This window comes from Halobellus sp. GM3, from assembly GCF_052545375.1.
In genome coordinates this window covers 272,915-291,760 of sequence record NZ_JBQWLT010000001.1, presented here as the reverse complement: position 1 = coordinate 291,760, position 18,846 = coordinate 272,915, and the positions used below count along the sequence as shown (strand labels likewise).

Annotated in this window: 18 protein-coding genes; 4 read left to right on the top strand and 14 right to left on the bottom strand. The window is 70.6% G+C overall.

All coding sequences use genetic code 11. From position 1 onward, the window contains the following. Positions 1 to 90: 90 nt before the first annotated feature. Positions 91 to 264 carry a hypothetical protein gene (locus ACT3HL_RS01470; RefSeq protein WP_445085030.1) on the top strand — a complete coding sequence of 58 codons (174 nt, stop codon included), beginning with the start codon at positions 91 to 93 and terminating at the stop codon, positions 262 to 264. A gap of 138 nt (positions 265 to 402) precedes the next feature. On the opposite strand, the gene ACT3HL_RS01465 is transcribed toward ACT3HL_RS01470, so the two are convergent. Then, complete coding sequence (locus ACT3HL_RS01465) at positions 403 to 2,118, bottom strand: histidine kinase N-terminal 7TM domain-containing protein (protein ID WP_445085029.1); 1,716 nt, start codon at positions 2,116 to 2,118, stop codon at positions 403 to 405. 242 nt (positions 2,119 to 2,360) lie between these two features. On the opposite strand from ACT3HL_RS01465, the gene ACT3HL_RS01460 reads away from it, so the two are divergent. Then, the gene (locus ACT3HL_RS01460; RefSeq protein ID WP_445085028.1) at positions 2,361 to 3,056 is read left to right on the top strand and encodes a DUF6989 domain-containing protein; all 696 of its coding nucleotides are present in this window, start codon (positions 2,361 to 2,363) and stop codon (positions 3,054 to 3,056) included. A 176-nt stretch (positions 3,057 to 3,232) separates the two neighbouring features. Further along, the gene (locus tag ACT3HL_RS01455; protein ID WP_445085027.1) at positions 3,233 to 4,294 is read left to right on the top strand and encodes a hypothetical protein; all 1,062 of its coding nucleotides are present in this window, start codon (positions 3,233 to 3,235) and stop codon (positions 4,292 to 4,294) included. A gap of 26 nt (positions 4,295 to 4,320) precedes the next feature. Here ACT3HL_RS01455 and ACT3HL_RS01450 read toward each other — a convergent pair whose 3' ends face one another. The 13 genes from ACT3HL_RS01450 to ACT3HL_RS01390 all read right to left on the bottom strand — a co-directional run bounded on the left by ACT3HL_RS01450 (position 4,321) and on the right by ACT3HL_RS01390 (position 17,723). After that, complete coding sequence (locus ACT3HL_RS01450; RefSeq protein WP_445085026.1) at positions 4,321 to 4,884, bottom strand: DUF7261 family protein; 564 nt, start codon at positions 4,882 to 4,884, stop codon at positions 4,321 to 4,323. After that, on the bottom strand, positions 4,881 to 5,297 hold the full coding sequence (locus ACT3HL_RS01445; RefSeq protein ID WP_445085025.1) for a DUF7262 family protein: 417 nt from the start codon (positions 5,295 to 5,297) through the stop codon (positions 4,881 to 4,883). The genes ACT3HL_RS01450 and ACT3HL_RS01445 overlap by 4 nt, the downstream gene beginning before the upstream one ends. Further along, positions 5,290 to 6,072: a DUF7263 family protein gene (locus ACT3HL_RS01440; protein WP_445085024.1), complete on the bottom strand. Its 783-nt coding sequence runs from the start codon at positions 6,070 to 6,072 to the stop codon at positions 5,290 to 5,292. Before ACT3HL_RS01440 ends, ACT3HL_RS01445 begins: the two co-directional genes overlap by 8 nt. Beyond that, positions 6,069 to 6,644 carry a DUF7266 family protein gene (locus ACT3HL_RS01435; RefSeq protein ID WP_445085023.1) on the bottom strand — a complete coding sequence of 192 codons (576 nt, stop codon included), beginning with the start codon at positions 6,642 to 6,644 and terminating at the stop codon, positions 6,069 to 6,071. Before ACT3HL_RS01435 ends, ACT3HL_RS01440 begins: the two co-directional genes overlap by 4 nt. Further along, the gene (locus ACT3HL_RS01430; protein WP_445085022.1) at positions 6,641 to 7,387 is read right to left on the bottom strand and encodes a DUF7289 family protein; all 747 of its coding nucleotides are present in this window, start codon (positions 7,385 to 7,387) and stop codon (positions 6,641 to 6,643) included. Before ACT3HL_RS01430 ends, ACT3HL_RS01435 begins: the two co-directional genes overlap by 4 nt. Continuing rightward, complete coding sequence (locus tag ACT3HL_RS01425; protein WP_445085021.1) at positions 7,384 to 9,360, bottom strand: type II secretion system F family protein; 1,977 nt, start codon at positions 9,358 to 9,360, stop codon at positions 7,384 to 7,386. Before ACT3HL_RS01425 ends, ACT3HL_RS01430 begins: the two co-directional genes overlap by 4 nt. Then, positions 9,353 to 11,707 (bottom strand): ATPase, T2SS/T4P/T4SS family, encoded by a 2,355-nt coding sequence (locus ACT3HL_RS01420; protein WP_445085020.1) that lies wholly within the window; start codon positions 11,705 to 11,707, stop codon positions 9,353 to 9,355. The genes ACT3HL_RS01425 and ACT3HL_RS01420 overlap by 8 nt, the downstream gene beginning before the upstream one ends. A gap of 246 nt (positions 11,708 to 11,953) precedes the next feature. Further along, a complete protein-coding gene (locus tag ACT3HL_RS01415; protein WP_445085019.1) occupies positions 11,954 to 12,697 on the bottom strand; it encodes a hypothetical protein in 744 nt (247 codons plus the stop codon). A gap of 76 nt (positions 12,698 to 12,773) precedes the next feature. Then, positions 12,774 to 13,328: a hypothetical protein gene (locus ACT3HL_RS01410; protein WP_445085018.1), complete on the bottom strand. Its 555-nt coding sequence runs from the start codon at positions 13,326 to 13,328 to the stop codon at positions 12,774 to 12,776. A gap of 2 nt (positions 13,329 to 13,330) precedes the next feature. Then, entirely contained in the window at positions 13,331 to 14,110 is a 780-nt protein-coding gene (locus tag ACT3HL_RS01405; protein ID WP_445085017.1) for a nucleotide-binding protein, read from the bottom strand. Positions 14,111 to 14,189: 79 nt separating this feature from the next. Then, entirely contained in the window at positions 14,190 to 15,899 is a 1,710-nt protein-coding gene (locus ACT3HL_RS01400) for a cobyric acid synthase (RefSeq protein WP_445085016.1), read from the bottom strand. After that, a complete protein-coding gene (locus ACT3HL_RS01395; protein ID WP_445085015.1) occupies positions 15,899 to 16,603 on the bottom strand; it encodes a cob(I)yrinic acid a,c-diamide adenosyltransferase in 705 nt (234 codons plus the stop codon). The genes ACT3HL_RS01400 and ACT3HL_RS01395 overlap by 1 nt, the downstream gene beginning before the upstream one ends. Positions 16,604 to 16,727: 124 nt before the next feature. Further along, positions 16,728 to 17,723, bottom strand: coding sequence for a glutathione S-transferase C-terminal domain-containing protein (locus ACT3HL_RS01390; RefSeq protein ID WP_445085014.1), 996 nt, complete (start codon positions 17,721 to 17,723; stop codon positions 16,728 to 16,730). Between the two features lie 140 nt (positions 17,724 to 17,863). Here ACT3HL_RS01390 and ACT3HL_RS01385 point away from each other — a divergent pair, with 140 nt between their 5' ends. Continuing rightward, positions 17,864 to 18,790 carry a sulfide-dependent adenosine diphosphate thiazole synthase gene (locus tag ACT3HL_RS01385; RefSeq protein ID WP_445085013.1) on the top strand — a complete coding sequence of 309 codons (927 nt, stop codon included), beginning with the start codon at positions 17,864 to 17,866 and terminating at the stop codon, positions 18,788 to 18,790. Positions 18,791 to 18,846 lie beyond the last annotated feature (56 nt).

Here is an 18,846-nt window from a genome sequence, read left to right as displayed (position 1 = left end):
ACGGGCCGTCTCTCAGCCGATTCGTCCCTCAGAGCGCGTCCGCCCTCGACACAAAGTTAATTACTATGGGTGTGGTTCACACGAGTGACAATGCCTGACACGAAATCGGGGCGGGAGCGGAAGGGTCGGAACAAGCGCACCCAACTCCAAGAGCGGCTCTACGAGGAGGAGATCGAAGCGGTCGACACCGACGAGGAGCTTCCGTCGTTCGAGCCGTCGTCGGACCGGCCCTTCGTCGCGGACGAACTGCCGGACGAACGATAACCCACCTTTTTCTACGGAGGGGTCCCGCGGACCCCTCCGCACAAAAACCTGGAGGGAAAAAGCCGCGGCTTCGACGCGGAACGGCGGCGAGCCTCGCGGTACAACGTGCTTGCTAACTGCACCGCCGCAACGCTCCGGTCACTCCTCGGGTTCGGGTAGGGTGAGAAAGGCGACCACGTTCCAGCCGGAGGCCTCGGCCCCGCCGTCGGACGGCGGAGTGTCGTCTGTGTGCGCTCTCTCGCCGGGGCACTCGCCCTCGAAGGAGAGTTGGCCGCCGTTCTCAATCACGCACCAGTACGCGAGCCAGAGGCTCAGCCCTTCGGCGTGGTGCAGCGGCGTCTCCGACCCGGCCGCGAGCGCCTCGCGGTCGACCGCCGGAATGCCCGGGCCGTTCGACTCGACGCACACGACGGCGTCGCCGCGGTCCTCCACGCTGATCCGCAGTACGAGGTCGTCGCGGTCCGCGTGGGTGACGATCAGATCGATCAACTCCTGCAGCGCCGTCGCGAGCGCGCTGACGTCGGTGAGCCCGGCCTTCACGTGCGGTGAGCCGACGAAGGAGAACACCACGTCCGGGTGCCGACGCTCGGACTGGTGTACCGCGCCGGCGACGACGGCGGTGATGTCGTGCGTCCGGGGCGTCCGCGCGTGCGTGTCGTCGAGCTCGGAGACCTTCCGCGCCTTGTCGCTGACGGCGAGGAGGTCGTCGGTCCGGCCGAGTATCGACTCGGCCGCGTTCTGCGCGTCGGTCGTCGACTCGGAGGCGACGAGTTCGGCGTAGCCGCGGACGACGTTCATATCGTTTCGGAGGTTGTGCCGGAGGACGCGGTTCGCGACTTCGAGGCGCTGTTCGTATCGGTGACGGCCGGTCACGTCCCGGAGCGCGAGCGCGTAGCCGATCTCGTCGTCGCGCTCGTCGGCCAGCTCCGATACTCGGATGTCGAAGGCGTGATTGTGCGAGTCGGTGACGGTCGTCCCGTGGAGTTGCTCCCACGACCGATCGGGGAAGGCCGCGTCGATGGACTGTCCAACGCGGGGCTCCGGATCGAGGATGCGACGGGCGACGTCGTCGACGTCGACGACGGTGCGGTCGGCGTCGAGGACGACGAGTCCGTCGCCCATCGACTCCAACACTCTGCGGCGCGCGATCGGCGTCCGCTCGAGCAGGTCGAGTCGGTAGAGGCCGAGAACCAGAAGCGTTCCGGTGAACGTGACCAGAAACGGCGTCAGATCGAGGTTGGGAATGGGGCTCACACCGAACATAAACGCGATGTTCGCGAGAAACGGCGGAAGCGGAGCGACCAACAGCACGGCCACCTGTTTCCAGTACACGAGCGACCAGCGGAGTCCCACGAGGAAGATCATCGTCATCCCGACGGCGACCGCGACGTACGCGAGGATGAGGTGCGTGTAGTAGAGCGGCCCGAAGGCGAGTTCGATCGCGGACCCGGCGGTGGCTGTCGTCCCCGGCGGGACCGACCACACGAGATTGTGCGAGGAGTTCGTCGCGATCGCGGCGAGTACCGCGACCGGCTCGACCGCGAAAAGCGCCGCTCGACCCGGCGTCAGCCACCGGGAGCGGCTGACGTACTGCACGACGAAAATCAGCCACAGGAACGGCACGCCCGTCGAGAGCGCGAAGGTGAGCTCCCACCAGAACACCTGCGTCGGGACCGAATCGAACCCGACCTGGATCGCATACGTGAGCGCCGAGAGGCCGACAACGACGTTGAAGACGGCGATCTCCCGCCCGCACCGTGAGTCCCGGTGCTGCCAGCCGACGAACGCGAGGACCGCGTAGAGGCCGACGGCCACGAATCCGCCGGCAGAGACCGCAGTGAGTTCCCACACCATACGAGAGTAGTGTCGTGTTGGTCCCAAGTGGTCCTGCTACATCAAACCACCAGTCGAAGGAGGCGTCACCGAATCGACAGACGCCGACGGATCGAGTCGGACATTCGGACCGGAGTGACAGCGAGTCACAATACTGCGCGCCGGAAATCCGTCACGGTCTCCGGAGGCGTACCTTTACGTTCCGCCCCGATTTCGACTCGGACAGAGCGACGAATGAACGAGCACGGAGGCGCCGAGCGGAGATGAGAGGGGCGTCCGACACAACCGCCGGCGAGACGCTGAAAGCGGGACCGCGAGCGCTCACGGCGACGGACCGGCGAATGCTCGGCTGGATCGGGATCAACCTCGTCGTCTTCGGCCACGTCGTCGCGTTCGAGACGCCGCTGTGGCTGACGTACGCGTACAACGGCCTCCTCTATGCGATCGGCGTCGGAATTGCGGTCCGGTCTCCCGAGGTCCGCGACATCCTCGTGTTGGCGACCGTCGCGGGCGTGCTCGAAGTGGGCGTGGACGCGTTTCTCGTCTCGACGGGGTCGCTCGTGTACCCCGACGCGCTGCCGATGCTTCTGGGGTCACCGCTGTATATGCCGCTGTCGTGGGCGCTCGTCATCACCTACTTCGGGTATTTCGGCCGTCGCCTCGGCGAAACGTTCGGCCCCGTCGCCGCCACCGCCGTTCCGGCCGTCTCCGCGATGGTGCTCGTCGGAATCTTCGAGTACGGCGCCCGCTTCGCCGACATCTGGATGTACGAGCGCGCTCCGTTCGCAATGCTCGGTCACGTGCCGGCGTTCATCGTCGTCGCCGAGGGCGCGATGTTCGCTGCACTCTTCTGGATCGTCAGGCTCCGTCGCCCGCTCCTCGGGGGCGTCGGCTTCGCGGCAGTCATCACGGTGTGTTATCTGGGAAGCTACGGCGTGTTCGCCGCGCTCGGCGGGTGACGTCCCGCGGTGCGGCCACCCTCGCGTCAATCGCTTCGGGAACGGTGATCCGGGCTTTTGTTGGTTCCCTCAGCCGTGTTGGAGCGCTCTCTGTTCCGCGAGGGAACGGATGAGGTTGGGCGGGGAACTCGCCCTCGCAACCATTTACATAGGTCAGCGACGACGGACTACCCAACGTGGCGCTCGAAGAACCCGCAGCGAGCATCGTCCGGTCGATGGACGGCGAGGTGGCGTCCTCGCTCCTCGAATCGGTCCGGGGACACAGCCTGCCGCCCGCGCTCCGAACCCTCGTGACAGAGTATCAGGACTTCGAGGCGGCCCGCCCGCCGTTCGTGTGGAAGTGGGTCCATCGCCTCGCGCCGGCCAACACGATGCCGTTCGTCGACGAGCGCTACCGGGAGACGGTCGCGACGACGAAGACGGTGCTGGTGCTTTTCATCACGATTCTCGACGACCTCCTCGAGTCGCGGCGGGACCGCGAGACCTTCGATGCGATTAGCTCGCTGGTCCGGTCGGAGCACTCGCTCGGCCGCGCAGACGAGGCGGTCTCTCGGGACTCGGCAGCCGTCGACGAGGCCCCCCGAGGATCGTCGGCCGTCGACGAGGCGTACGTCGCGTTCGCCACGCGCGTGTGGGAGACGCTGACCGAACGGCTTCGGCGGGCGCCCGCGTTCGAGCGCTACGCCCCGCTCTTTCAATTCGATCTCACGCAGGTCCTCACGGCCATCGAGTACAGCACCCTCGCCATCGCGCACCCGGACCTCGCGACGCTCTCGGACCTGCGGCGGTACGAAGTCCACAATATGGGGATGTACAGCTATCTCGACATCGATCTGATGCACACCTCACGCGAGTTGACGGTGGCGCTGGCCGGCCTTCGAGAGCTCATCGACACGGCCCAGCAGATGGCTCGGATCGGCAACTGGCTCAGCACGTGGGAACGGGAGATTCGTGAGGGCGACGTCAGTTCGGGAGTCGTTGTCGCCGCGCTGGAACGGGGCCTCATCGATCCGTGCGACGTGTCGAGCCACGACGGCTCCGACACCGCGGACACCGCGCGGGCTATCGACCGGATCAAAGCGAGCGACATCGAAGCGGCGTTTCTCGCGGAGTGGAACGAACACTTCTGGCGTCTCGACGCGCTGAACCGGCAGCTCTCGTCGATCGATCTCGGTCAGTTCGTCGACGGAACGGCGGAGATTCTCCGCTACCACCTGGCGAGCCGCGGCTTCAAGTGAGCCTCGGATCCACGTGGATACCGGCTTCACGTGAGTCGCGGAACCGACGTCGCTGTGGTCGTCTCGGCCGGCGAGACGATTCGGATGCGGAACGCGGCGGCGACGACTGTCGTCTCCCCCGCGCGCTCTTGGATCACGACCCCGCCGCTGGCTCGACAGGGACCGAAGTCGCGGCCGTCACCGCCGGGACACCGCTCGCGCGCCCACTCGGTGGCCGCCGCCTCGTCGAACGTCACCGTGAGCGAGCGACTCTCGTCGGCGTGGGCCCGCTCCAGCCGATCGGCAGCGTCCTCGAGCGACGACCGTACGTCCGCCGTCGCCCGCGCCCGCTCCGACCAGCGGTAGTCGCCCTCGACGTCGCGCACCGCCGCTCGAAACGCCGCCGAGAGCTCCCCGTCGAGAGTACTCAGGGACGCGACATCGACGGCCCCGGCACCGCGTCGATCCGCGTCGTAGCCGAGCTGCGCGTAGGCCAGCGTCATCGAGAGGAACGCGACGGCGACGACCGCCGCGGCGACGAGGACCAGCTGTCCCCTGTCGCGACGGCCGCTCCGGGACGATTCGCCGGCGGTCTCGTTCCGTCGGCTCACACGTACCACACCCGGAGATCGACGCGACAGCGCCCCGTCGACACGGTCGCGCTCCCGGACAGCACACCGTTCGGCTTCGGCGGGCCGACCGCGCCGTGCGGTGTTTCCAGTCGGCCGAACACCCCTCCGGGAAGCGCCGCGTCGAGCCTCGCTCCCAGCGCGTCGCGCTCGCTCGCGAAGGCGTCCGGGGAGCGGCAGGCCGCGGCGAGTCGACTGCGGCCGTCCGTCTCGGGTGGCTCCGCGTCGAGAACGGCGAGGGCGTCGGCCGCCGTCCGATCCAGTTCGGCGGTCCCGTCGACTGCGTCGATGGGAGCCCAAAGGAAGCCCGCGACGACCGAGAGCACGAGGAGCGCCCCGACCGCGGCCTCGACCAGCGACGTCGCGAGCTGCGCCCGCGCTCGCGCTTCACTCACCGACGATCACCGCCAACCGCTCGACGCTCGCGTTCGTCGCCGTCCACGTGACTGTCGCCGTGCCGGCAGCGCGTCTGGACAGCCCCGACGCCGCCGATCCCGACGGTTCGAACTCGACGGCGAGCGGACGCGTCCGCGGCGGATCGAACGCGTATCGGCCGGCCAGCCCGGCGGAGTCGTGCAGGACGACCCGACCGCCGGCGCGGACGGTCCGAACCGGCGCGCCTCCGGGGGCGATCGTCACCGTCACCTCACCGACGTGCTCGTCGAGTTCGATCCGGCGCCGCTCCGACAGGTCGACGCGCTCGGATCTCCGAACCGCCCGCTCGACCCGAACGCGCCGTTCGATTCGGGTCACCGCCGCGCGCTGTGCACTCGGCTGACCCCGCGCGTCCGACGGACTCCGGACTCCCCCTGCCGCCTCCGCCGCCGGCCCCCCGATCGAATCCGTGGATCCGTCGCGGTCGACGAGCACGTCGCCCCCGAGTGAGACGCGGACCGGCCGTCCCCTGACCGGCGGGACGGCCTCGTCGAGGTCGGACGCGGTCAGGTTCGAGACGGCCGCCGAGCGGAGCGCATTCGACCGCCGCGTGTGCGGCGCGTCGCCGTCGACGAGGAACGCCGCGAGCCGCTCTGCGGCGTGCGCCCGCCCGGGATCCCTGTCGACGTCGGCGAGCGCGTCGTCCGCGAGCGCCACGCCGGCGACCGTCACGGCCGTGATCACGACGACCGCCGTGGCGAACCCGAGGAGGTTCGCCTGTGCGCGCGCCGTCACGGCCCCTCCTCCGCGGTCGTCCCGTCGTCGGTGCCGGCTGTCCCGCTGTCGGTGCCGGCCGTCCCGTCGTCTACGAGCGTCGCCGAGAGCACCCCCTCGCCTCCGCTGACGAGCACTCGCGACGGCGACGAACTCCGCCACGAGCCGCGTAGCTCCGTGCGCTCCGGGAGCGACAGCCGGACGCGGCCGCCGATCGAGGCGTCGGGGTGGACGAGCCGAAGCGTCGGGTCGCCCGCGTCGCGATCGGCGACGATTCGGTAGGGGTCGCCGCGGATAGCCTGCGGAAGGCGCACGGCGACGCTTCGATCGAGCCCGGCGAACCCGCCGGCGGGAACGGCGGCCTCGACGCGCTCGCCGGCCGCGACGAGCGTCCGGTCGCCGAGTTCGTCGCCGACGGCCGCGCGGTACTCCGGTGCGACGCCGCCGAATAACGTCGCCGTCAGGAGGGCGACGAACAGGACGCCGATTCCGAGTTCGAGCGTCTTGCCGACGACCGGAGAGAGCCCGCGGTCGCGTGACCGTTGCCCCCGCGGGACTCGTCTCCGTGCCTCGCGGTCGCGTCTGCGGGTCACCGACTGACCCCCACGTCGAGCCGCACGTCGTGAACGAGCAGGTGCACCGTCCGCTCGCCCTCGAACGAGGCGACCACGCTCGGGACGCCGTCGCCGTCGACGTCTCGGCGGGTCGTCGTCGCTCCCCGCTCGCGGAAGTGTCGCTCCCACGCGGCCGGCGTCTCGGTCTCGACTGCGACGCGATACGACGACGCCGGGAGGTCGACGCGGTCGGTCCGCGCGTCCGAGCGCAGCGTCACCGCGAGGCGGTGTCCGCCCGTCGCGACGCCGTCGGCGCCGCTGGCGTTCAACACCGGGACCCCGACGAAGAGCGTGCCGTCGGCCGGCGCGATTCGGCTCGGCGCGATCATTCGGCCGCCCCGCTCGTCGCTCCGGACGACGGCCCCGGCGAATCCGGTCACCCGCTGTCCATCGTCGGTGTAGACGACCGCACCGGCGTGTCCCGCCCAGACGACGCCGTCGTCGTCGAGCAGCCACACCGACCGGTTCACCACCTGTATCGTCCCGGCGGCCAGTTCGACGGTCGTCGCGCGCTCGCGGGGCGCCGGCCCGAGCGCCGTCTCGAAGTCGTCGCCGACGCGGGTCGCCGCGGCCGACGCCGCGCCGTCCTCGACGATCGACCCCGCCGTGGCGGTCAGCCCGCCGACGGCGATGACGGTCACGCCGAGGAGGATCGCGACGCCGACGACTGCCGTCTGCGCCCGGCCGTTTCGGCCGGGACCGCCGGTGGCGCGGTCGCTCATATCAGCCCGGCCCCCGTGAAGACGACGTGGCAGACGGCGACGAGACAGCCGGAGTGCAGCAGCGCCTCGTAGGGCCCGCGGCTGGCCGCGCCCGCGAACCAGCCGGAGGCGAGCATCGTCGCCTGCGTGGTCACGTAGACGCGGTACTGATCGCGCGCGAGGTCGACGGCGCCGGGGTCGACCGCGACGCCCGAGAGCTCCGACATCGTCGACAGGCGATCGAAGCCGGCGAAGACGTGCGCGCTCGTCGCGACGCTGATGCCCACGACCAGCAGGGCGGTCGTCCACCCGACCGCGACGTAGACGAGCATCCCCGACCGGAGCGCCCGCTTCTCGTGGTAGAGCCGTCCGACCTCGCCCTGCAGCGTCTCGAAGACGACCCCGGTGTCGCTGCCCGCATCGAGCGCGCCGATCACGAGCCCGACCGTCTGTTCGGCCATCGGGGTCCCCACCCGGTCGACGAACCGATCGAGCGCGGCCGTCCGCAGGTCCGTCCCCGCGTCGCCGCCGGGCGTCGTGAGATGGAGGTTCAACGAGAGATCCGCGACATCGGGGTTCAGGGCGCCGAGGTCGACGTCCCGGGCGACGTGCTCGACCGCCGCGGAGAACGGCCGGCCGAGGTTGACGTGCCCGGAGACGGCGTGGACGAAGTCCTTCAGTTCGTGGTCCTTCGCGTCGTCGAGTCGCGCGCGGCGGACGGAGACGAGCCCGACGGGGACCGCGAAGCCGACGTAGCCGACGAGCAGCGCGACGACCGCGTCGACGCCGAGGAGCACCGACGCGACGAACGCCGCGACGCCGATGGGCGCGAACGCGACGGCCGCGCTCGCGGGGTTCGTCGTCGCCGTGCGGAGGAGCTCGGTCGCGCGCTCGGGCCGGCGGTAGACGACGTGCTGGTCGGGCGGGCGGAGCCGACCGACGAGCCCCGCGGTTCCGATCCCGATCGCGAGAATGAACGCCGCGCTCCCGTAGACGGCGAGCGCGCGGAGCGTGACCGCCCCGAACGGCGTCCGGACGGGCGCGGCGAGCGCGGGCGAGATGATGCTCATCACGGTGAGGACGATCACCAAGAGCGCCGGGAGGACGAGCAGCACGACGAACAGCTCAGCGAGCAGTTCGAGAAATCCCTCCGCGCGTCGGCGGTCGCGGTCCTGCCGGTGGCGCAGCATCCGGCTCTCCATCGCGAGGTACTCTCCGAGCGCGTCAGAGCCCTGCTCGGCGTGCTCTCGGAACTTCAGGAGGAAGGGCGCGAGGGTGTCCTGTGCGGGCGTGTCGCGGGCGACGCGTCGAAGCCCCTCGTCGACGTTGCCCGTCATCGCCGCCGTGTTGAGCGCCTTCCGGAGCGCCACGGCGGTCTCGCCGTACGCGTCGGTGTCGGCCACGCGGCGGAGCATCGCCCGCCGACTGTCGCTCCCCGAGGCGAGCACGTTGAGATAGCGCACCGCGCTCGGGAGCGTCCGGTTGATACTCGCGCGGCGCGCCGTGGTGCGCCACCGGAGATGCCGGCCGCCGGCGTACACCACGCCGAACCGGACGCCGGTCGCGACGAGCAGGCCGAGGCCGCCGGCGAGCACCGCGAGCGTCCGGTCGGTCGGGGGGAGCCCGTCAGCGGCCGCGACACCGCGAAGCCCGCCGTCGCCGATCTGGCCGATCCGTTCGAGAAGCGTCGCCGCGGCCGATTCGAGGAGAGCCGGCGGCAGCGCGAGGACCACTGCGGCCGCGAACCCGCCGAAGAGAACCGCCAGCAGCCACGAGAGCGCGTACACGCGAGCGAGGTACAGATCGAACGCGACAGTGAGGTTCGTCCCGCGGTAGGCGCGCCGGTCGCGCTCGTGGCGCCGCGAGTCCGCCCGCCCGGCGAACAGCGCGTACGCTGCGCGGTCGAACGCGCCGAGCGACCGCGTTGCACCGCCCGACCGGCCGCGAGGCGAGTCCGCGTCGGACGCCGGCGTCGAGTCAGGTCGCTCACTCACCGCGCCCGTCCCCCCGGCGGGTCGAATCGGCCGCGTCACTCGCGCCGGACCGGTGGGCGTGCCGCCGTCGGACCCGTTCGACGATCGCGGCCTCGTCAGTCCGGAGGTCCGAGAGGAAGCCGAACAGGCGGTCGACGTCGGTCACGCCCTCTCGGAGGAGGTACTCGACGTAGCCGCGCTTGCGGCGGAACTCGCGTTCGATCGCCTCGACGTCGCGGTCGGTCGCGGCCGCGATCCGATCGAAGACGCAGAGCGCGCTGCGCTGGGTCTCACCCTCCGTTGCGGCGTGTTCGCCGCCGAGAGACGGGTGGTCGTAGGCCATCGCGAACGAGCCGTCGGTCTCCCGCCAGAGCACCGTGTTGTAGTAGAGCGTCGTGCCGTCCTTCTCGACGACGCCCGTCCGCGCGGAGGCCGGGAGTCTCTCGTAGTCGGCCTCCGAGAGCAGTTCGACCACCGAGCCGACGTACCGCTCGCCGTCGACCCGCCGGGGGAACACGACGAGGTCCAACTCCCGCAGGAGGTAGACGGGCAGCCCCTGCTCGACCACGCGGTTCACGAGCGTCTCGATGTCCTCGGCGTGCGTCGTTCCCACGACGCCGTGCCCCGTATTCAGCACCTCTGCGAACGTTTCGAACGACTCCGGGGTGTTGACCTCGGCGATGACCTCGACGTCGGGGTTTAGATAATTTGCTTCGGTCATCAGATCGGCCATCGAGACGCGCTTGTACTCGTTCTCGTGGTCGCGGGTCGTCAGCGAGACTCCCGTTTCGTGGGGGAGATACACCTCCCGGGAGCCCTCATCGATGCTGATCGGGCGGTGATCGTACGGGATAAACGGCATATGGGCGTTCATCAGCGTCGTCTTGCCCGCGCCGGTCGGCCCCGAGAAGAGGACGACGCGGTGGTGCTCATAGAGGAGCCAAAGCAGCGTCACCAGCTCGATCGGCAGCGACCCGAACCCGACGAGGTCGATCGGGGTCAGCGGCGAGGCCGCCTGTTTGCGGATCGAGACGTGCGGACCGTCCTCGGAGATGACCGGGAGCGCGACCGCACAGCGGATCGTCTCCCCGTGGCCGGTCGCGTCGGGGGCGACACCCGCGGGGCGGAGATTCACCTTCGCAGAGGGCTGGCTGGCGCTGAGTTCGACGCCGTCGGCCGCGGCGAGTTGCGTGACCACGTTGACGAAGCCCGTCTCGTCCTCGAACGTGAGGTTCGTCGGGACGCGCTCGCCCGCCCGGACGACGTCGGCGCGCGGGACGACTTTCACCCGCTCGCCGACTCGGTTGGCCTCGATGTCTTCGAGGTGCGGATCGCGGATGGGAACCGTGAGCACGCCCTCGCCGACGTAGTCGCGGAGGACGTAGTAGACGAGGTCGTCGAGGCGGTCCTGCGCGTAGCGCTGATCGACCGGCGGGACGCCGACGCCGTACGCCGAGAGCGCCTCGCGGACGCGGTACCGAGTCGATTCGAGCCACGCGCGGGTGTTGCGGGCGGTGAGCCGCCGGGAGAGAAACGACCGCGCGCGCCGGCGGATGAACGCCGTCCGGTCCTCGACGATCTCCTCGACGTTCGCCTCCCAGATGCGCTCTTTGCACTCCTCGATGAGCGCCTCGTCGCCCGGGAGGAGGTCGGGTTCGAGCACGGCGTACTTCGCCTCGAACCGGTCGTCGCCGAGGAGTCGGTCCCGGTGGACCACGACCGGGACGTCGAAGCCGGCGAAGGAGACGGCGTAGTGGCGGAGCCGTTCGCCCGCGACGCGCGTGGCGAACTCGGCGTCCGCGCGGAACGACGTGACCGCCGGCGCGTAGTTCTCGGTGTGGACGACGAGCGCGCCGTCGGTCTCGCCCTCGACGTCGACGACGTCGACGCGGTCGTCGAGCGCGATCGGCGTCACCGACCCGAGCAGCCGGAGCTCGCAGGTCGCGTAGTACTCGATCCGCCGGCGGGTCGTCGGCGAGACGTCGAGGAGGCGGTCGAGGACGCGCCGGTACTTCGGCGGCAGCCCGGACGCCGCCCGCTCCGCCGTCCCCTGCCGGGTGAGCGGCCGGCGCCCCTCGACGTCCGAGAAGTACTCCAGCACCGTCTGGAGGGCCCGCTCGGCGCCGGCATCGAGCGCGGGCTCTCGGATCTGATAGTCGAATCCGACCCCGTCGGCAGCGTCGCGGATCGTGACGACGACACCGGGGTCGACCTCGTATTGGGCCCGGACCGACGGCGCGTACCACGCGTCGGAACTCCCCGGTGGCTCGGGACCCGGAACGCCCGGCACCGTGCCCTCTGACCCCTCAAGCTTACAATCGGACCGCAGCGGGTCGACCGGTTCAGTACCGCCCTCCGGCGTCGTCATCCCGCCTCCTCGGGTGTGTCCTGTCGGTCGTACATACCGTCGCTTCTTCCCCGATGGTATATAAACGGTGTCCCCAGTTATCTACACCGATAATCGAGTGACGGCGACGGGGGAGCGGAGACCGACGCGGTGGTGACGGCGGCGATGGGCTGGGGACCGACGCGACGGTGACGGCGGCGATGGGCTGGGGACCGACGCGACGGTGACGGCGGCGACGGAGCGAGGGGAGTCCAGACGCGGTGGCGGCTACCGCTCTCGGCCGCCGAACCGCTCGCGCTCGCGGCGGCAGACGCGCTCCCACAGCGAGAAGAGCGAGCTGTTCAGTCCGTACGCGTCGTCGACGGCCCGGGCCCACTCGTCGTCGGTGAAGAGGAGGTACTGAAACCGCCGGACGTCCGGATCGAGGTCGTCGATATCGAGGTCTCCCACGTAGTAGCCGACCGTCTGCGCGCGCGTCTCCTCGATCAGCCCCGGCGGGACGCCGAGTCCGCACTCGGTCGCGACGTAGTCGAACCACTCCAGATGAAGCACCGCGTCGGCGAAGGCGAAGCGATCGGCGAACCCGGAGACGAACGCGGTCGCGGGTCGGCCGCGGACGACGACGTCGGTGGGCCGGCTGAACTGGGGGACGGTGATGTGATCGATCGTCGCCGCGTACTGGTCGGCGACGCGCCTGAGCCGCCAGGCGGCGTACGCCGTCGGCGCGGCGAGCGAAAGTTCGTACCACACGGGCGTCCACTCCAGAAACGGGAGGCCGAACGCGGCGTCGGCGTACAGGTCGGCCGCGATGAGGCGGTTGACCACGGGCGCGACGTCCGCGCCGGTCCGGCCCGCCCGCATCGACGTCTCGGCCTCGTCGATGAAGCCCGATAGGTCGCCGGTGTGAAACCCCATCCCATCGGCGACGCGGAGGACGTACTCGGCCCCGGGGCGGAACCAGTCGGTGAAGTCGGCGGGCGAACGCGCGCGGAGCAACGAGAGGACGCTCACGTCGCTGTATGGTCCCCCGATAGTATTTATATCCCCGTTTGCGGTTCACGCCCGGCGCACAGAGGAGACAGAGCGTTCACCGCTCGTGTTCGAGTTGCTCCGTCAGCCCCCACTCGGCGGCGCGCGCCTCCGCCTCCGCGCGGGCCTCTTCGCGGATCTCCCCGATGCGCTCGGCGTCGGCGAGGAACGCCTCGACCGACCCCGGTTCCGCTTCGGCGGACAGCCGCTCCTCCGGGGCGGCCGCTCGCGTCCGTTCGAGGAGCGTCTCGTCCGCCGTGAGCGTTCGCGCCGGGGCGGTCGGCCCGACGGACAGCTCCTCCACGCGGTGGGCCGCAGCCAGCGCCGCCGGCGGGAGCTCGTACATCTCGACGTGGAACGGGCCGCCGGTGAGCGCCTCGAGGGCGTCGTCGCCGCCGGCGTCGCTGGCCGGGTGGTATGCGAGGACCGGGACGCCGGCCTCGAAGGTGAGGACCGCGCGCTCGCCGTCGTCGAGGAGGATCGACCCGCGAGGCTCGAAGACGACGTAGCCGGTGAGTTCCCGGTCGAGGACGGCCGCGAGCGCGTCGCCGATGCTGTCGTCGGTCCGGGAGCGGCAGAGTTCCCCCTCCGGGATGTGGCCATCGACGACCATCGTCACGGGCGGTCGGGGACGACGGCGCTCCGGAATCGGTCCGCGACGCGGGCGGCCCCGGCGTCACCGGCCCGGACGTCGAGTTTGGCCGCCGCCTCGTGGAACGCGTCGGCCGCGGGGTCGTCCGGGGCGTGCGCGAGCAGGGGCTCTCCGGCCCGCCGCGCCGCTCGCACCGCGTCGCTCTCGGGGACGCTCGCCAGCGCCGTCCCGCCGAAGTAGCGGGCGGCCTGGTCTGCGATCGACTCGACGTCCTCGTCCGGTCGGACGCGGTTGAACAGCACGCCGGCGGTCTCGGTACCGTAGGAGCGGGCGTACTCCTGCACCTTCAGTCCGTCCGACAGCGAGGGGACCGTCGGCTGGAGGACGACGACCGCGCGGTCGGCCAGCACGATCGGGAGGACGGCGCTCTTCGACCCGAGCGCCGCCGGCGAGTCCAAGAGCAGGACGTCGGCGTCGGCGGCGAGGTCCGCGACGACGTCGCGGAGGCGGGCGGGATCGGCCGCCTCGAACGCCGCGAGGCTCGTCCCGCAGGGGACGACCGACATCCCGAAGCGCTCGTAAACGGCGTCTTCGACCGGGACGTCCCGGTCTGCGACGAGCAGATCGTGCAGCGTCACGTCCGCGTCGTCCAAGCCGGCGTGAAACAGGAGGTTCGCCATCCCCGTGTCGGCGTCGATGACCGTGACGTCGTACCGCTCGGCGAGCGCCATCCCGAGCGCCAGCGTGCTCGTCGTCTTCCCGGTGCCGCCCTTGCCGCTCGCGACGGCGAACGCCTCGACCATACTCGGCCCTCGGGGCGGGACTGTAAAACTCTTCGAGTCTGATTCTCGGCGTTGATTCCGACGACCGAGGATCGGCCGATCACTCGAATCTCGGGCAGAGAACGCCGAGCGGGATCGGGTCGACGAGGTCGGCGGCGCGCGCGTAGGGGTCGTCCGGGGTATCGTCGATGGAATCGGATCCGACGGCCGATCGCGACGCCCCGACAGCCGACCGCAACGTCCCGACAGCCGACCGCGACGTCCCGGCAGTCGGTCGCGACGCCCCCGCGTGCTCGAACACGCGGTCGACGAACGCGTCCCGGACGGCGTCGTTCTCGAAGAGGCCGTGGAGGTACGTCCCGAGGACGCGCCCGACGCTCGCGCCGAGCGCCACGGGCTCGCGGCCCGGTGCCGAAAACGGCGTCTCGACGAGTCGGGGCGGCGTGTCTCCGTCGACGAACCGCGTCTCGCCGGCGTGGATCTCATACCCCGTGACGCCGCCCGTCGCGCCGGCGAGCGGGCCCGTCCCCTCGATCGTCCACTCGACCGGCGCGACGCGCTTCCGGGCGGAGAACGCCGTTTCGACCGGCAGCAGCCCGATGCCGCGGAGCGTCGACTCCTCGTCTGCGACGCCCTCGGTGCCGGCGTCGACGAGGCGCTCGCCGAGGAGTTGGTAGCCGCCGCAGAGGCCGACGATCGGCCCATCGAACGCCCGGAGCCGCTCGTGGAGTCCGGCCTCGCGGAGCGCCCGCAGGTCGTCGGCGGTGTTCTTCGTCCCGGTGAGAACGACCGCGTCGGCGTCGGTGAGGCGGGGGTGCGACGGCGGCGCGTCGAGCGGGACGAACGCGACGCGAACGCCCGGAACCGCGGCGAGCGGGTCCACGTCGGCGGTGTTGGACGCGCGTGGGAGCCGCGGGACCGCGACCGTCACGCTCCGGTCGTCGGGGACGCCGTCGTCGCCGCCGCGGACGGACGCGTGGCCCGCGGGCGGCAGCGAGACGCTGTCCTCCTCGGGGAGGCCGGGGTCCTCGTACGGGAGCACCGCGAGGACCGGGACGCCCGTTCGCGCCTCGATGTCGTCGATGCCGGGAGCGAGCAGCGAGCGGTCGCCGCGGAACTTCGTGATCGCGACGCCGACGACGCGCTCGCGGACGTCCGCGGGCAGAAGCTCCAGCGTCCCGAGGATCGAGGCGAAGACCCCGCCGCGCTCGATGTCCGCGACCAGCAGGATCCGCGCGTCGGCGAAGCGCGCGGTCTCGACGTTCGCGAGGTCGCGGTCGTGGAAGTTCACCTCGGCGATGGAGCCGGCACCCTCGGCGACGACGACCTCGTGCTCGGCCGCGAGACGCGCGTGCGCCGCCTCGGCGGCCGCGCTGGCCTCGTCCCAGTGGTCCGCGTAGTAGTCGCCCGCGGCGTAGTGACCGACCGCGACGCCGTCAACGACGAGCTGGGACTCCCCGCCTCCGCGTGGCTTCAAAAGCACGGGGTTGTGATCGGTCGTCGGTCTGACGCCGGCTGCACGGGCCTGTACGTACTGTGAAACCCCGATCTCGCCGAACGCGGGGTCGCTCTCGGGTGGCGTCCCCACGTCGCCATCAGTGTCCCCCCGGCGAACCGCGCTCGGCCGGACGACCGCCCGCGCCTCGTTGCTCATGTTCTGCGCCTTGAACGGCGCGACGTCGACGCCGGCGGCGGCGAGGCGGCGGCACAGCCCCGCGGCGACCGTGCTCTTGCCGGCGTGACTCGCCGTGCCGGCGACGAGGACCGTCTCGGCGGTATCGGGGCTGGTTCGCCTAGAGCTATCGACCATCAGTACTCGGTGCCCTTTCGGGCCCGCACGCCCTCGTCGAAGGGGTGCTTCACCTTCCGGACCTCCGTCACGAGGTCTGCCGCCTCGAGCAGGTACGTCGGCTCCGCGTGACCGCCGGTCAGGACGAGTTCGAGGTTCGCGGGCTTGGAGTCGACGAGGTCGAGGACGTCGGATTCGTCGATCAGCCCCTGCTCGACCGCGTAGAGGACCTCGTCGAGAACGAGCATGTGGACGCCCGCCTCGGGATCGGCGTCGGGGTCGAGCGGCGCGGTCAGGTCCACCTCCGCGGCGCCAGCGAGGACTTCCCTCGATCGATCGAGCGCGCCGCGGGCCTTCGCCAGATGTTCGTCCTCGTCGGAGCCGTCGAGGAGGCCGTGCCAGCCGTAGTGGCCGGTGTTCTCATAGGAGATCCCGGGGACCGAAGCGATGGCGTTGTACTCGCCGCGGACGCTCTCGACGGAGTCCGCGCCGCCCTTCAGGAACTGCAGGACGTGCACGCGGTAGCCGTGGCCGGCCGCGCGGAACGCCATCCCGAGCGAGGCCGTCGTCTTGCCCTTGCCGTCGCCCCACCACGCCTGTACGAGGCCGAACGCGTCGGGCGCGTCCGGTTCGATCGCCTCGGTCGAGGGGCGGACGCCGCCGCCGGGAGTCCGCCGTCGCGTCTCCTCGGGCGTCGACGAGGGGGGGTCAGCGCTGTCAGTCATACGCGTGGGGAGGAATCGGTCGGACAAGAAAGCGACGGGTGCCGGCGGGGGTGCAGAGCCATACGGCCGTGATAGCGGGAAACGCGGATCAGTCGCAGCGGCCGTGATCGCAAAGCAGCGCAGTTCAGTCGTCGGCGGGGGCGGCGTCGCCCCGAAGCGCCGGCGAGAGATCCGCCGGAAGCCGATCGCGGTCGTGCGGCTCCGAGAAGCCGATGTCGGGGCCCGTCGGAACGAGCCGCTTCGGGTTCAGGTCGTCGTGGCTCATGTAGTAGTGCCGCGTGATGTGATCGAGGTTCACGGTCTCGGCGACCCCGGGGAGCTGATAGAGCTCTTTCGTGTAGTTCCAGAGGTTCGGATACTCGTGAATCGCCCGGCGGTTGCACTTGAAGTGGGTGTGGTAGACGTGATCGAATCGGACGAGCGTGACGAACATCGCGACGTCGGCCTCGGTGAGGACCTCGCCCGCGAGGAAGCGCCGCTCGTCGAGGACCGACTCCCAGCGGTCGAGCGCGTCGAAGAGGTCCGCGACCGCGGACTCGTAGGCCTCCTGCGTGTCGGCGAAGCCGGCGCGGTAGACGCCGTTGTTGATGGACTCGTAGATCGAGTCGATGGTCTCGTCGACCTCCTCGCGGTGGCCCTCGGGCCAGAGATCCACGTCGTTCGCGCCGTCGAACTCGGTGTCGAGCATCCGCATAATCTCGCGGGACTCGTTGTTGACGATGGTCTCCCGCTCGCGGTCCCAGAGGACCGGGACGGTCACGCGACCGGTGTATTCCGAATCGGCGCGAGTGTACACGTCGCGGAGGTACGCCTCGCCGTACAGCGGATCGGGGTGCGTCTCGGAGAACTCCCAGCCGTCGTCGTAACGGACCGGCTCGACGATCGAGAGGGAGATGTCGTCCTCTAACCCCTTCAACCGCCGGGTCATCGCCACGCGGTGGGCCCACGGGCACGCCCGTGAGATGTAGACGTGATAGCGCCCGGATTCGGCGGGGAACTCGGCGTCCGGATCGTTCCGGACCCAGTCGCGGAACGACGTCTCGTCCCGGTCGAACTCCCCCTCCTCGTTCGTCGCCTCGTAGGCGTCGGTTCGCCACTCACCGTTGACGAGCATATTCATCGTCTCTCTTATTGGGGCGTGAGCGGGTAAGTCGTTCGGCCCTCGGGCGCCGATCGCACACGACCAGCGTACCGCGACGACTGTCCCGCCGTATCACGGCGACCGAAACGTCTTAGTACGTAGTGGTATCACTCAGTTGTATGCAGGAGTTCGACGGATTCGCGGACGTGAGCGAAGCACAGGTGACGCGGGCCATCGCCAGCGAGTGGAGCGAGGACTTCCTCGACCGCGTCGACACTGACGTCATCGTCGTCGGCGGCGGTCCGTCGGGGCTCGTGACGGCGAAGGAACTCGCCGAGCGCGGCGTCGACGTGACCGTCGTCGAGAAGAACAACTACCTCGGCGGCGGCTTCTGGCTCGGCGGGTTCCTGATGAACAAGGTGACGGTGCGCGACCCGGCGCAGTCCGTGCTGGAGGAGCTCGGCGTCCCCTACGAGGAGTCCGACGAGGCGTCGGGTCTGTACGTCGCCGACGGTCCGCACGCCGTCTCGGCGCTCATTGAGGCCGCCTGCGACGCCGGCGCGACGGTACAGAACATGACGGAGTTCACGGACGTGGTCACCCGCGAGCGCGACCGAGTCGGGGGCGTCGTCCTCAACTGGACGCCCGTACACGCGTTGCCCCGGGAGCTCACCTGCGTCGACCCCGTCGCCGTCGAGTCCGACCTCGTCGTCGACTCGACCGGCCACGAGGCCGTGGTCGTCTCGAAGCTCGCAGAGCGCGGCGTGCTCGACGCGCCGGGGATCGAGCACGCCGACGAGCACAACACGGGGATGGACGCGACGAGCGACGACGAGTACGGCGCGCCCGGGCACGACTCGCCGGGGCACGACTCGATGTGGGTCAGCGAGTCGGAGGATCAAGTGGTCGAGCACACCGGCGCGGTTCATCCGGGCGTCGTCGCCACCGGGATGGCCGTCGCCACCGTCGAGGGGCTGCCGCGGATGGGGCCGACGTTCGGCGCGATGCTCCTCTCCGGAAAGCGCGGCGCGCAGGCCTGCCTCGACGAACTGGGTCGCGACGCGACGCCGGTCGACTTCGCGCCGACGGCCGCCGCGGACGACTGAACGCCCGCGGCGTTGGACCACGACGCGTTCGCGTCGCCGTGGACGACTGATTACGC

What these genes read in the sequence shown, in the direction of transcription:
- ACT3HL_RS01430 (WP_445085022.1), bottom strand. Translation starts at nt 7,387, where the DNA reads ATGAGCGACCGCGCCACCGGCGGTCCCGGCCGAAACGGCCGGGCGCAG.
- ACT3HL_RS01385 (WP_445085013.1), top strand. Translation starts at nt 17,864, where the DNA reads ATGCAGGAGTTCGACGGATTCGCGGACGTGAGCGAAGCACAGGTGACG.
- ACT3HL_RS01395 (WP_445085015.1), bottom strand. Translation starts at nt 16,603, where the DNA reads ATGACTGACAGCGCTGACCCCCCCTCGTCGACGCCCGAGGAGACGCGA.
- ACT3HL_RS01405 (WP_445085017.1), bottom strand. Translation starts at nt 14,110, where the DNA reads ATGGTCGAGGCGTTCGCCGTCGCGAGCGGCAAGGGCGGCACCGGGAAG.
- ACT3HL_RS01465 (WP_445085029.1), bottom strand. Translation starts at nt 2,118, where the DNA reads ATGGTGTGGGAACTCACTGCGGTCTCTGCCGGCGGATTCGTGGCCGTC.
- ACT3HL_RS01400 (WP_445085016.1), bottom strand. Translation starts at nt 15,899, where the DNA reads ATGGTCGATAGCTCTAGGCGAACCAGCCCCGATACCGCCGAGACGGTC.
- ACT3HL_RS01390 (WP_445085014.1), bottom strand. Translation starts at nt 17,723, where the DNA reads ATGAATATGCTCGTCAACGGTGAGTGGCGAACCGACGCCTACGAGGCG.
- ACT3HL_RS01460 (WP_445085028.1), top strand. Translation starts at nt 2,361, where the DNA reads ATGAGAGGGGCGTCCGACACAACCGCCGGCGAGACGCTGAAAGCGGGA.
- ACT3HL_RS01470 (WP_445085030.1), top strand. Translation starts at nt 91, where the DNA reads ATGCCTGACACGAAATCGGGGCGGGAGCGGAAGGGTCGGAACAAGCGC.
- ACT3HL_RS01420 (WP_445085020.1), bottom strand. Translation starts at nt 11,707, where the DNA reads ATGACGACGCCGGAGGGCGGTACTGAACCGGTCGACCCGCTGCGGTCC.
- ACT3HL_RS01410 (WP_445085018.1), bottom strand. Translation starts at nt 13,328, where the DNA reads ATGGTCGTCGATGGCCACATCCCGGAGGGGGAACTCTGCCGCTCCCGG.